Below are 13,704 nucleotides of genomic sequence, written 5' to 3'. Positions count from 1 at the left end.
ATTGATATTTCCGCGGCGACCTGTCCTTCAGCGTGTGATCCAGTTCCTATTTTGAACTTTCCGACATACGGTCAATCTGGTTGCCATCATCCGACGCAGCGCCACGTTTTGCTGTGATTCAAGACAAGAAGTTCTGGGAAATTCCTATCATGCGTTCGCCCTTGCTTTTCGCCGTACCCTTCGCTCTCGCCGCCTCTTTTGTACAAGCACAATCCTTACCAGAAGCCATGCAGCAGGCACTGGATGTCCATCCGGAAATCCAGGCAGGGGTCAACAGTCGTTTGGCTGCGGATTATCAGTTAAGAGCGGCGAAAGGTGGATACCTGCCGAAGGTCGATCTGCTCGGCGGTTATGGTCGTGAAGGTACCGACAGCGTCACCACCCGCGCCAATTCCGGTAACCACTACGAAACCCTGAACCGCAGCGAGTCAAGTTTACGTCTCTCGCAAATGGTCTTCGACGGTTTTGCGACGTCCAGCGAAGTCGGGCGTCAACAAGCCACCGTTAACTCCCGTGCGTACTCGTTGCTGGGCACCTCCGAGCGCACTGCGCTGACCGTCGCCCAGGTGTATCTGGACGTGCTGACCCGCCGCGAATTCGTGCGCCTGGCCGAGGAAAACCTCAAGAGCCACCAGCGCATCTACGACCAGATCCAGTTGCGCACCCAGCGCGGCGTCGGCAGCGGTGCCGACCTCGATCAGGCGGAGGCGCGGATGGCCCAGGCCCGCAACAACCTGATCACCGAGCAGACCAATCTGGCCGACTCGGAAACCAACTTCCTCAGCGCCGTCGGCCAGATGCCTGATCAACTGGAGCGTCCGGCGCCGTTCATGGCGATGATGCCGGCCAACCTCAATGAGGCGCGCCAGCAGATGCTGGAAAACAGCCCGATCCTGCGCTCGGCCGAGTCCGACATCGCCGCTGCCGAGAAACAGTACGAAACCGCCAAATCGACCTTTTACCCACGTTTCGACGCCGAACTGGGCCGCACCGCCGACAACGACCTCGACGGCCAGAACGGTCACAACAACGAATGGCAAGCGATGCTGCGCATGCGCTTCAACCTTTATTCCGGTGGCAGCAACAAGGCCGATCTGGAATCCAAGTCGTACCTGTCGAACCAGGCGCTGGACATCCGCAACAACGCCCTGCGTCAGTTGAACGAAGAACTGGGCCTGGCCTGGAACGCCCTGAACAACGCTAACGCGCAGGTGCCGATCGCTCAGCAGTACGTCGACCACAGCACCTCGGTGCGCACCGCTTACCAGCGTCAGTTCAGCCTCGGCGAGCGCACTCTGCTCGATTTGCTCGACAGCGAAAACGAGTTGTTCACCGCTTCGCGGCGTCTGGCGGAAATCAAAAACATTCAGTTATTTACTCAGTACCGAATCAAGGCGACCATGGGCGAGTTGCTCAGAAGCCAGGGAGTGGTCGCACCATTGGCATCCGTTGTGCAGAACGACGTGAAGCCCAAGGTCCAGCTGCCTGGGATGAATTGAGTTATCCCTTTTCAACTGTCAAAGAGTGTCGAGCGTGGAATCAGAAGTCAGTCGAGTTCAACTCAGTCATGATCCACGCGCGTTGCACGACGATCCGTTACTGGACGGTCTGCTCGCCCTTTGCATGCTGCACCAGAAGCCTGCCAGCGCGGCGATGCTGACCACCGGCCTGCCGCTGCCCAAACAACGCCTGAGTGTCGAGTTGCTGCCCCGCGCGGCGGCTCGCGCCGGCCTGCAAGGTCGCGTGCTGCAGCGCAAACTGGAAGAAATTCCGGCGATCGCCATGCCGGCGCTGTTGCTGCTCAAGGATGGCCGCAGTGCCGTCCTGCTCGGCTGGCAGGGTGACAACGAAGCCCGGGTGTTGCTCAGCGAAACCGACGGCGGCGAGTCCGTCGTCAGTCGCGAATTGCTCGCCGACGACTACACCGGCAAAGTCTTCTTCGCCCAGCCGCAACACAAATTCGACGTTAACCACGGCACGCTGATTCCGCGTGCACGCTCGTGGTTCCGTGACACCCTCAAGCGCTCGCGCTGGCTGTACGCCGATGCGATTGCCGCCAGTTTCCTGATCAACATCATCGCCATGGCCGCGCCGCTGTTCGTGATGAACGTCTACGACCGCGTGGTACCGAACCAGGCCGAAGCGACCCTGTGGGTGCTGGCGCTGGGTATCACCGGCGCTTACATCTTCGACCTGATCCTCAAGAGCCTGCGCAGCCTGTGCCTGGACCTGGCCGGGAAGAAAACCGACCTGATCATCTCCGCGACGCTGTTCGAGCGCATCGTCGGCATGGCGATGAAATACCGCCCGGCGCGGGTCGGCAGTTTTGCGCAGAACATCCATGAGTTTCAGAGCCTGCGCGACTTCCTCGCCTCGCTGACCCTGACCAGCCTGATCGACCTGCCGTTCACCATCCTCATCTTTATCGTCATCGCCATTCTCGGCGGGCATCTGGTGTGGATTCCGGTGTTGGCCTTCCCGATTGCCTTGCTGATCGGCTACGCGTTGCAGAAACCGCTGGTGGCGACCATGGAGCGCACCATGGCCCTCGGTGCCGAGCGCCAGTCGAGCCTGATCGAAACCCTCGCCGGCCTCGACGCGGTGAAGGTCAACAACGCCGAAAGCGAACGCCAGTATCAGTGGGAACAGACCATCGGCACCCTCAGCCGCCTCGAGCTGCGAGTGAAAATGCTCTCCGGTCTGGCGATGAACATCACCCTGCTGATTCAGCAACTGGCCGGGGTGATCATGATCGTCTTCGGCGTCTACCAGATCATCGCCGGCAACCTGAGCATGGGCGGTCTGATTGCCTGCTATATGCTCAGCGGCCGCGCCCTCAGCCCGTTGGCCTCGCTGTCCGGTCTATTGACGCGTTACCAGCAGGCGCGGGTGACCATGACCTCGGTCGACCAGATGATGGAGTTGCCGCAAGAGCGCAATTTCGAAGAGCGTCCGCTCAGCCGCAAGGTTTTGCAAGGCGCCATCGAGTGCCGCCAGCTGAACTTCACCTACCCGGAACAACAGAACCCGGCGCTGAAGAACATCAACCTGGTGATCCGTCCCGGCGAGAAGATCGGCATCATCGGCCGCAGCGGCTCGGGCAAGAGTTCGCTGGCGAAACTGCTGGTCGGCCTGTATCAACCGGACGACGGTGCGTTGCTGGTGGACGGTGTGGATATCCGCCAGATCGACGTCAGCGAACTGCGCTACAACATCGGCTACGTGCCGCAAGACATTCAACTGCTGGCCGGCACCCTGCGTGACAACCTCGTCTCCGGCGCGCGTTATGTCGAAGACGAGTTGGTCCTGCAGGCGGCCGAACTGGCCGGCGTCCACGAATTCGCCCGTCTGCACCCGCAAGGTTATGAGCTGCAAGTCGGCGAACGCGGGCAGAACCTTTCCGGTGGTCAACGGCAGAACGTTGCACTGGCCCGGGCGCTGTTGCTCAATCCGCCGATCCTGTTGATGGACGAGCCGACCAGCGCCATGGACAACACCGGTGAAGAACGCCTCAAGCAACGCCTCGCGGCGGTGATTGAAAACAAGACCGTGGTGCTGGTGACGCACCGGGCGTCGCTGCTGTCGCTGGTGGATCGCCTGCTGGTGGTCGACCGTGGGCAGATTCTCGCCGATGGCCCGAAAGCCGCCGTGATGGAAGCGTTGAAGAAGGGGCAGATCAGTGTTGCTTAAGTCGGGTTTCAAGGATTCGATCCGTCGCTACTTCAAAGGCTCTGCCTCGCTGCAGGGCCAGCCGCTGCCGGAGGTCAACAAAGCGCTGATCGAAGACGCCCCGCGCGTCGTGCGCCTGACCATCTGGGCGATCATCGCCTTCTTCATCTTCCTGCTGCTGTGGGCCAACTTTGCCGTGATCGACGAAGTGACCAAGGGCGACGGCAAGGCAATTCCGTCGTCGAAGATCCAGAAAATCCAGAACCTCGAAGGCGGCATCATCTCCGAGCTGTTCGTCAAGGAAGGCCAGATTGTCGAAGCCGGCGCACCGCTGATTCGCCTCGACGACACGCGATTTGCTTCCAACGTCGGCGAAACCGAGGCCGATCGCCTGTCGATGCTCCTGCGCGTCGAGCGCCTCAGCGCCGAGGTCGACGACCGTCCGCTGAATTTCCCCGAGGACGTGCTCAAAGCCGTGCCGGGCCAGGCAAAAAGCGAAGAGTCGCTATACATCAGCCGCCGTCAGCAACTGCACGACGAGATCGGTGGTTTGCAGGAGCAGTTGATCCAGCGTCAGCAAGAGCTGCGCGAATTCAGCTCCAAGCAGGCGCAGTACCGTCAGCAACTGGGCCTGCAACGCCAGGAAATCAACATGTCCGAGCCGCTGGTGGCGCAGGGCGCGGTTTCCCCGGTGGAAGTCTTGCGCCTCAAGCGTGCCGAGGTGGAAACCCGCGGTCAGCTCGACGCCACCACGCTGGCCATCCCGCGCGCCGAATCGGCGATCAAGGAAGTGCAGCGCAAGATTGATGAAACCCGTGGCAAATTCCGCAGTGAAGCGCTGACCCAACTCAACGAAGCGCGCACCGACCTGAACAAGGCCCAGGCCACCGGCAAGGCGCTGGAAGACCGCGTCAGCCGGACGCTGGTGACATCGCCGGTGCGCGGCATCGTCAACAAGTTGCTGGTCAACACCATCGGCGGCGTGATCCAGCCGGGCAGCGACATGGTCGAAATCGTACCGCTGGATGACACCTTGCTGGTCGAAGCCAAGATCCGTCCGCAGGACATTGCCTTCCTGCATCCGGGGCAGGAAGCGATCGTCAAGTTCACCGCGTACGACTACACCATCTACGGCGGGCTCAAAGCCAAGCTTGAGCAGATCGGCGCCGACACCATCACCGACGAAGACAAGAAAACCACCTACTACATCATCAAGGTGCGCACTGAGCGCAGCCACTTGGGTACGGATGAAAAACCGTTGCTGATCATCCCGGGGATGGTGGCGTCGGTGGACATCATTACCGGCAAGAAGTCGGTGTTGAGTTATCTGCTCAAACCGATCATCCGTGCGCGAGCAGAGGCTTTGCACGAGCGCTAGATCTTCAGCGCGGCTGCCGGCCTCTTCGTCGGATCGCCGCCCGGAGCAAGCTCGCTCCCACATTGGATCTTTGTTAAACACTCATGTTGTGTTCACCAACGAACCCCTGTGGGAGCGAGCCTGCTCGCGAAGGCGTCAGCGGGAACACCACATCCCTGTCAAGAAGTGACAAAAACCGTCACTCACCATCCAGTCCATTCCTCACCATTCGCCATATCGTTATTCATTAACGGTATTTAATTTCCAATTCTTATAGCTATAAAGTCATCTCCCTGCGTACCTGCCGACCAATCGGCGCGCCGCACGACCTGAACCAACACGCAATCCAGCGTGAGTGTCTGATCGACGAGCGCGCCCGTGAGCGCGCCGTGCGTGGGAGATTGAAAGATGTCCGCAGCTACTGCTTCCCCAAGCGCCGCGACCGCCGCGCCGCAAACCTTCGAAATTCGTCCGTTCAGTGGTGCCGTGGGCGCCGAGATCATCGGCCTCGACCTCAGCCGGCCGATCAATGATCAGGACTTTGCACGCATTCATCGCGCGCACCTGGATCACCACGTCGTGGTGTTCCGCGACCAACAGATCACCCCGCAGCAACAGATCGATTTCAGCCGCCGCTTCGGCGTGTTGCAGATCCATGTGCTCAAGCAATTCCTGCTGGCCAATCATCCGGAAATCCTCATCGTTTCCAACATCGTCGAAAACGGCCAGAACATCGGCCTCGGCGATGCCGGCAAGTTCTGGCATTCCGACCTCTCCTATAAAGAGCTGCCTAGCCTCGGCTCGATGCTTCACGCCCAGGAGTTGCCGTCCGAGGGCGGCGACACGTTGTTCGCCGATATGCACAAAGCCTGGGACAACTTGCCCGAGGCGTTGCGCAAAGCTGTTGAAGGTCGATCGGCCGCGCACTCCTACACCGCCCGCTACAGCGAAACCAAATTCGAAGGCAACTGGCGCCCGACCCTGACCCCGGAGCAACTGGCGCAAGTTGCCGAAGTGGTGCACCCGGTGGTGCGTACGCACCCGGAAAACGGCCGCAAAGCCCTGTTCGTCAGCGAAGGTTTCACCACGCGCATCGTCGGTCTGCCGGAGGACGAGAGCCAGCAATTGCTGAGCGAGCTGTACGCCCACAGCGTGCTGCCGCAGAACATCTACCGCCATCAGTGGCAGCCCCACGATCTGGTGTTCTGGGACAACCGTTCGCTGATCCATCTCGCCGCCGGCTGCCCCGCGCACCTGCGCCGCAAGCTGTATCGCACGACCATTCAGGGCGACGCGCCTTTCTGATTCGCCGGAGATTGATCACATCATGAACGCTCCCTTGCCAGGCCACGCGGCCAGCAACCCGATCGCCCACAGCGACGCGCTGCTGGCGGTCGATCACGTCAGTCTCGAGTACCGCACGCCGCAACGTGTGGTGCGCGCCACCCACCAAGTCAGTTTTGAAATCGATCCGGCCGATCGCTACGTGCTGCTCGGTCCGTCCGGTTGCGGCAAGTCCACGTTGCTCAAAGCGGTCGCCGGGTTCATTCAACCGTGCGAAGGCGAGATCCGCCTGCAAGGCCAGCGTGTCGACGCGCCGGGGCCGGACCGGATTGTGGTGTTTCAGGAATTCGATCAACTGCCACCGTGGAAAACCGTCAAACAGAACGTGATGTTTCCCCTGCTGGCCTCGCGAACGCTGAAGAAAAAAGAAGCTGAAGAGCGCGCGCTGCACTATCTGGAAAAGGTCGGCCTCGCGGCGTTTGCCGATGCTTATCCGCACACCTTGTCCGGCGGTATGAAAGCACGGGTGGCGATTGCCCGGGCGTTGGCAATGCAGCCGAAAATCCTGCTGATGGACGAACCGTTCGCCGCGCTCGATGCCCTGACCCGACGCAAGATGCAGGAAGAATTGCTGCTGCTCTGGGAGGAGGTGCGCTTCACTTTGTTGTTTGTCACGCACTCGATTGAAGAAGCGCTGGTGGTCGGCAATCGCATTCTGCTGCTGTCGCCACATCCGGGCCGGGTGCGCGCCGAAGTGCACAGCCATCAATACGACTTGCACAGCTTGGGTGGTGTGGCGTTTCAAGAATCGGCGCGGCGCATTCATCGGCTGCTGTTCGACGAAGGTCAGCCGGCGCAAATCGAGCGTGGCCACGACTTCAACGACATTCGCATCGCCTATTGAGCGGCCAGGAGGACTACCCGATGAGCCAATCATCATCTGTGCGTGAAGAATTCGAGATTGTGCTGGAGCCGCTGACCGCAGTGCCGGTCGAGCGTGAGTTATCCCTCGGCACGCGGCTGTGGCAACAGGGCTGGCTGCGTAAAAGCCTGATCCTGATTGTGTTGGCGGTGCTGTGGGAAGTGGTCGCGCGGATTCAGAACAACGACTTGATGCTGCCGAGTTTCCTGCAGACCAGCCAGGCGCTGTTCGAGGGCCTGCTCAGCGGTGAGTTATTGGCCAAGGTATGGATTTCGCTGGTGGTGCTGATCAAGGGTTATCTGATCGGCATCGTTTTGGCGTTTGCCCTGACCACGCTGGCGGTGTCGACGCAATTGGGCCGCGATCTGCTGAGCACGATGACCTCGATGTTCAATCCGCTGCCGGCGATTGCCCTGTTGCCGTTGGCGTTGCTGTGGTTTGGCTTGGGGCAGAACAGCCTGATTTTTGTGCTGGTGCATTCAGTGTTGTGGGCACTGGCGTTGAACACTTATGCCGGATTTCTCGGCGTTTCGGAAACCCTGCGCATGGCCGGGCGCAACTATGGTTTGAAAGGTCTGCGGCTGGTGCTGTTCATTTTGATTCCGGCAGCGCTGCCGTCGATTCTGGCCGGGCTGAAGATTGGCTGGGCGTTTGCCTGGCGCACCTTGATCGCGGCGGAACTGGTGTTTGGTGCGACCAGTGGCAAGGGCGGTCTGGGTTGGTACATTTTTCAGAATCGCAATGAGCTGTACACCGACAAGGTGTTTGCCGGGTTGGCGGTGGTGATTCTGATCGGGTTGCTGGTGGAGAATCTGGTGTTCGATACGCTGGAGCGGGTGACGGTTAAGCGTTGGGGTATGCAGCGGTAGTTTTTGGCGTGGCTGCTGGCCCCTTCGCGAGCAGGCTCGCTCCCACATTTGATCTCCTGTGGGCACAGGTTTTATGAACGACAGAAGTCCATTGTGGGAGCGAGCCTGCTCGCGAAGGCGTCTTTGAAGGCGCCGCCAAAGCTGAAGGATGTTTGCTAGCATTGCGCCCAGATCAACCCTGATCAACCAAGAGTGCTCAACATGCAACTCCCGGACATGAACTTGCTGGTCGCCCTCGACGCCTTGCTCGACGAGGGCAGTGTGGTCGGCGCGGCGCGGCGGATGAACCTCAGCCCGGCGGCCATGAGCCGCACGTTGACGCGAATCCGCGAAGCCATCGGCGATCCGATCCTCGTGCGTGCCGGTCGGGGCCTGGTACCAACGCCCAAAGCTCTGGAGCTACGTGAGCAGGTGCGTGACGTGGTCGAGCAGGCCGCGCTGTTGTTCCGTTCCGCCGACACCGTGGAGCTGGGCACGTTACGTCGTCGCTTCAGCATCCGCGCCAATGACTTTTTCATCGGGGTGTACGGCGGCAAACTGTTCGATACCCTCGACCAACAGGCGCCTCATTGCGAACTGCGCTTTGTCCCGGAGGGAGACGGCGACGATGAAGCGCTGCGCGAGGGCCGTATCGATCTGAGTGTCAGCAACACCCGCCCCGTCACCCCTGAAGTCAAAGTGCAAAACCTGTTTTCCACCCACTTTGTGGGGCTGGTGCGTGAAGACCATCCGCTACTCGATGGCGAAATCACCGCCGAACGCTACGCCGGGTTTTCCCATATCAGCATGTCGCGCCGTGGCATCGCTCGCGGCCCCATCGATACGGCGCTGAGTGCGCTGGGGCTGGAGCGTCGCGTGGCGGTGATCGCGCCGAGTTTCCATGCGGCGATGTTTGCCTTGCCGGATTCCGATCTGATTCTGCCAGTGCCCAAGGAAGCGTTGCTCAGTGTGCGTCGCCTGGGGTTGAAACTGCGTTCGTTCGACCTGCCAATCCCGTTGCCGACGCTGATGCTGACCCAGGCCTGGCACCCGCGTTTCGACAAGGATCCGGCGCATCGCTGGCTGCGCGAAACCCTCAAGGCCTGTTGCGACGAAACGTGGCTGGCGGCCCAGCCTTGAAGATCAAAAGATCGCAGCCTTCGGCAGCTCCTGCATTGGAATGCATATCCCTGTAGGAGCTGCCGAAGGCTGCGATCTTTTGCTTTTAATGATTGTGTCTGACGCACTTATAAGCTGCCAATAAGTCAATTTTCGTCATTGCCAAGTCCTACTAAGATGCTCCGGTATTTTTCCCTCCGGAGCGTGTATTCATGACATCCCTGACGGCGGCGGCACCCTTCGCTGCGGCCAGCCCGGCGACGGCGGCCACGCCACCGGTGTTCGGGGCGCGGATCATCATCGGCCTGGTCGGCGTGCTGCTGGCGGTGCTGGTGTCGGGCCTCAACGAGATGGTGACCAAGGTAGCCCTGGCCGACATCCGTGGTGCGTTGAACATCGGCTACGACGAAGGCACCTGGCTGGTCAGCAGCTACACCGCCACCTCGGTCGCGGCCATGGCGTTCGCGCCGTGGTGCTCGGTGACGTTTTCGCTGCGCCGCTTCACCCTCTGCGCGATTGGTTTGTTCACGCTGCTTGGCGTGCTGTGCCCGTTCGCGCCGAACTACGAAAGTCTCTTGCTAATGCGCATCCTGCAAGGTCTGGCCGGCGGCGCGTTGCCGCCGATGTTGATGACCGTTGCCCTGCGTTTTTTGCCGGCCAATATCAAACTCTACGGCCTGGCCGGTTATGCGCTGACGGCCACCTTCGGCCCGGGTCTCGGCACACCGCTGGCCGGTTTGTGGACCGAATACGTCGGTTGGCAATGGACATTCTGGCAAATCATTGTGCCGTGCCTGATCGCCATGGCCGCCGTGGCGTATGGCTTGCCGCAGGATCCGCTGCGGCTGGAACGCCTCAAGTCATTCAACTGGAAAGGCCTGCTGCTGGGTTTTCCGGCGATCTGCATGCTGGTGATCGGTTTGCTGCAAGGCAATCGCCTGGACTGGTTCGAATCCAGTCTGATTTGCGGCTTGCTCGGTGCCGGTTCGCTGCTGCTGGTGGCGTTTCTGATCAACGAATGGTCGCAGCCGATTCCGTTTTTCAAATTGCAGATGCTCGGCATCCGCAACCTGTCTTTCGCCTTGATGACCCTGGCCGGTGTGTTGGTGGTGCTGTTGGCGGTGGTGTTGATTCCGTCGAGTTATTTGGCGCAGGTGCAGGGTTATCGCCCGGTGCAGACCGCGCCGATCATGCTGATCGCCGCGCTGCCGCAGTTGATTGCGCTGCCGCTGGTGGCGGCGCTGTGCAACCTGCGCTGGGTCGATTGCCGCTGGGTGCTCGGGATTGGCTTGAGCATGTTGGCGCTGTCCTGTCTGGGCGGATCGCAGCTGACCTCGCAATGGATTCGCGACGATTTCTACGTCCTCCAATGGCTGCAGATTTTCGGCCAGCCGATGGCGGTGCTGCCGCTGTTGATGCTCTCCACCGGCAGCATCACGCCGCTGGACGGCCCCTTCGCGTCGGCGTGGTTCAACACCGTGAAAGGGCTGTCGGCGGTGATCGCCACCGGCGTGATCGAAGCGCTGACCACGGCGCGCCTGCATTTCCACTCGACCATGCTCGTCGACAGTCTCGGCAATGCACCGCTGGCCGATCGCAGCGATCCAGGCCTTGCCCATCGTCTGCATGAGCAAGCCGTGGTGCTGACCTCTTCCGATCTCTATGTGTGCATGGCCGGCGTCGCACTGGCGTTGATCCTGCTGATTTTCTGGCTGCCGACGCGGATCTATCCGCCGCGCGCGCCGACCTGATCGCTGTACTGAAACAGAAGGTTTTTATGACGACTCAAGCAAAGCAAAAACTCGCGGTGGCCGTGGCGGCCGCGCTGGCCGTTGGCGTGCTGGTGTACCTGGCAATGCCCGGTGTGTTTGGCAAACGCACTCAGCAAAACACCAACGATGCGTTTGTCTCCGCCGACTACACCCTGGTGGTGCCGCGTGTGGCCGGCTTCATCAAGGAAGTGCTGGTGGAAGATAACCAGCAGGTAAAAGCCGGGCAGTTGTTGGCGCTGATTGATGACCGCGATTTACGGGCTTCTGCCGAAGCGGCGGACGCGCAAACCCTGGTGGCGCGGGCGCAGTTGCAAAACGCCAAGGCGACGCTCGAGCGCCAGACCTCGGTGATTGCCCAGGCGCAGGCCTCAGTGGTGTCGGCCAAGGCCGAAATGGCCTTCGCCCAGCAGGAATTGAATCGCTACAACCATTTGGCGGGCGTAGGCGCCGGCACCGTACAGAACGCGCAACAGGCGCGCACTCGCATCGATCAGGCCACGGCTCACCTCGACACCGCCACGGCGAAACTGGCTGCCGAGCGCAAACAAGTCGACATCCTTACGGCCCAGCGAGATGCCGCCGAAGGCAGTTTGAAACATGCGCAAGCGGCACTGGAGATCGCCAGTTTCGAACTCTCCTACACGCGCATCACCGCACCGCAGGACGGCATGATCGGCGAGCGGGCCGTGCGCGTCGGCGCCTACGTGACACCGGGCAGCAAGCTACTGGCGGTGGTGCCGTTGCAGCAGGCGTATGTCGTGGCGAATTTTCAGGAGACGCAACTGACGGACGTGCAGCCGGGGCAAGAGGTGCAGGTGCGCGTCGACAGCCTTGGTGGGGAAGCCTTGAGCGGTCGTGTGGAAAGTATTGCGCCAGCCACAGGCGTGACCTTTGCGGCGGTGAAACCGGATAACGCCACCGGTAACTTCACCAAGGTGGTGCAGCGCATTCCGGTGAAGATCATGCTCGAGCCGGGTCAGCCGTTGACCGAGCGGTTGCGTGTGGGCATGTCGGTGGAGGCGAGTATTGATACCAAAAGCTCGGCGACATCCGTGCGAGAGGTGACTCAACGATGAGCCGTGTTGATCGAACCGACGCCTTCGCGAGCAGGCTCGCTCCCACAGGGAGAGCGCATTCCAGAATGTGGGAGCGAGCCTGCTCGCGAAGAGGACAATGGCAGCAAATTACCTTGAGCGCCTTGCTTGCGGTCAGTCTCACCGCCTGCACCGTCGGCCCAGACTTCCAAAAGCCTCAAGCCACGCAAATCGCCGACTGGAGCAAACCCGCCAAATCCGCACCCAGCCAAGCCGTCAGCGAACCCCTGAACGAACGCTGGTGGGAAGTCTTCCACGACCCGCAACTCTCCGCGCTCACTCAACGTGCAGTGAAGAGTAACCTCGACCTGCAACTGGCCAGCAGTCGCCTGCAACAAAGCCGCGCCGCGCGCCAGGTGATCACCGCTGAGCGTTATCCGAACACTGCCGCCACGGGCAGTTACGCGCGTAAACGCAACAGCGGCGAAGGTCTGAACGATCCGTCCGGGCATAACGGCGATTCCGCGTTCAACCTGTGGGACGCTGGTTTCTCGGCCTCATGGGAGCTGGATGTCTGGGGCCGCGTGCGCCGCGAAACCGAGGCAGCCGACGCCAACCTCGAAGTCGCTGAAAACGACCGTCGCGGGGTGCTGCTGGCGGTGCTCGCCGACACCGCGCAAAACTACATTCAGCTGCGCGGTGTGCAGAACACCCGCGCCGTCACCGAACAGAACCTCGACGTCGCGCGGCACAGCCTGAAGCTCTCGCAACTGCGTCTGGCCGACGGTGTGGCGACGGATCTCGACGTCGCCGAAGCTGCCGCGCAAGTGGCTGCCATCGAATCGCGCCTGCCGGCACTTGAACAACGTCAGTCGCAGCTGATCAACGCGATCAGCCTGTTGATGGGCGAACCGCCACAGGCCCTCGCAACAGAGTTATCCACAGACGCCGCCGTACCGCAGTCGCCGCTGCAAGTCGCCATCGGCCTGCCGTCGCAACTCGCCGAACGCCGTCCGGACATCCGCCAGGCCGAAGCACGCTTGCACGCCGCCACCGCCAATATCGGCGTGGCCAAGGGCGATTTCTATCCGCGTATCACGCTGTCCGGCAACCTCGGCTCGCAAGCCATGCAGCTCAGCGATTTCGGCTCCTGGGGCTCACGAGCCTTTGGCATCGGTCCGCAATTCAGCCTGCCGCTGTTCGACGGCGGGCGCCTGCGCGGCATGCTGCAACTGCGCGAAGCGCAACAGCAGGAAGCTGCCGTTACCTACCAGCAAACCGTGCTGCGCGCCTGGCATGAAATCGACGATCAACTGACCGCCTACAACGCCAGCCAACGCCGCCGCGACAGCCTCGCCGAGGCTGTGCGCCAGAATCAGATCGCCCTGCGCACCGCACAACAGCAATACGTCGAAGGCGTGGTCGATTTCGTCACCGTGCTCACCGTGCAAGGCGCTTTGCTGGCGACGCAGGAGCAGTGGGTAGAGAGCTCAACCGGCGTTTCGCTGGCGATGGTCGGTTTGTACAAGGCGTTGGGCGGGGGATGGGAGTCGGTGTATCCGGCGACAGAGTCGACGGCATCTTTACCGGGCGTCGTTAAACGCTAAGCCGGCATCGACGGTTACGCCATGGCTGACCTACAGTGATTGGCAGGTTTGGGCGTCATACTTCCTTGACGCTACGGCTTGGCAAGAGGAAG

The 13,704-nt window shown here is 61.1% G+C and carries 10 protein-coding genes; all 10 read left to right on the top strand.

Features of this window, described 5'->3' with window-relative positions:
* Window positions 1-149: 149 nt before the first annotated feature.
* The 10 genes from BK670_RS09405 to BK670_RS09360 all read left to right on the top strand — a co-directional run bounded on the left by BK670_RS09405 (window position 150) and on the right by BK670_RS09360 (window position 13,612).
* The gene (locus BK670_RS09405; RefSeq protein WP_007918308.1) at window positions 150-1,499 is read left to right on the top strand and encodes a TolC family outer membrane protein; all 1,350 of its coding nucleotides are present in this window, start codon (window positions 150-152) and stop codon (window positions 1,497-1,499) included.
* Window positions 1,500-1,533: 34 nt separating this feature from the next.
* Entirely contained in the window at window positions 1,534-3,690 is a 2,157-nt protein-coding gene (locus BK670_RS09400; protein WP_123449550.1) for a type I secretion system permease/ATPase, read from the top strand.
* Window positions 3,680-5,047: an HlyD family type I secretion periplasmic adaptor subunit gene (locus tag BK670_RS09395; protein ID WP_123449549.1), complete on the top strand. Its 1,368-nt coding sequence runs from the start codon at window positions 3,680-3,682 to the stop codon at window positions 5,045-5,047. The genes BK670_RS09400 and BK670_RS09395 overlap by 11 nt, the downstream gene beginning before the upstream one ends.
* A 387-nt stretch (window positions 5,048-5,434) precedes the next feature.
* Window positions 5,435-6,331, top strand: a complete 897-nt coding sequence (locus BK670_RS09390; RefSeq protein WP_123449548.1) for a TauD/TfdA dioxygenase family protein — start codon at window positions 5,435-5,437, stop codon at window positions 6,329-6,331.
* Between the two features lie 22 nt (window positions 6,332-6,353).
* Window positions 6,354-7,214, top strand: coding sequence for an ABC transporter ATP-binding protein (locus tag BK670_RS09385; RefSeq protein ID WP_123449547.1), 861 nt, complete (start codon window positions 6,354-6,356; stop codon window positions 7,212-7,214).
* A 20-nt stretch (window positions 7,215-7,234) separates the two neighbouring features.
* Complete coding sequence (locus tag BK670_RS09380) at window positions 7,235-8,101, top strand: ABC transporter permease (protein WP_123449546.1); 867 nt, start codon at window positions 7,235-7,237, stop codon at window positions 8,099-8,101.
* 201 nt (window positions 8,102-8,302) lie between these two features.
* The gene (locus BK670_RS09375; protein WP_123449545.1) at window positions 8,303-9,220 is read left to right on the top strand and encodes a LysR family transcriptional regulator; all 918 of its coding nucleotides are present in this window, start codon (window positions 8,303-8,305) and stop codon (window positions 9,218-9,220) included.
* A gap of 191 nt (window positions 9,221-9,411) precedes the next feature.
* Window positions 9,412-10,950, top strand: coding sequence for an MFS transporter (locus BK670_RS09370; RefSeq protein ID WP_123449544.1), 1,539 nt, complete (start codon window positions 9,412-9,414; stop codon window positions 10,948-10,950).
* 26 nt (window positions 10,951-10,976) lie between these two features.
* Window positions 10,977-12,047 (top strand): HlyD family secretion protein, encoded by a 1,071-nt coding sequence (locus BK670_RS09365; RefSeq protein ID WP_123449543.1) that lies wholly within the window; start codon window positions 10,977-10,979, stop codon window positions 12,045-12,047.
* Window positions 12,044-13,612: an efflux transporter outer membrane subunit gene (locus BK670_RS09360; protein WP_185036750.1), complete on the top strand. Its 1,569-nt coding sequence runs from the start codon at window positions 12,044-12,046 to the stop codon at window positions 13,610-13,612. Before BK670_RS09365 ends, BK670_RS09360 begins: the two co-directional genes overlap by 4 nt.
* Window positions 13,613-13,704: the final 92 nt, after the last annotated feature.

The sequence above is a fragment of the Pseudomonas fluorescens genome (assembly GCF_003732425.1).
Taxonomy (GTDB): Bacteria; Pseudomonadota; Gammaproteobacteria; order Pseudomonadales; family Pseudomonadaceae; genus Aquipseudomonas; species Aquipseudomonas fluorescens_BE.
The sequence above is the reverse complement of the archived record's forward strand: the minus strand, read 5'-3'. Positions and strand labels throughout refer to the sequence as shown.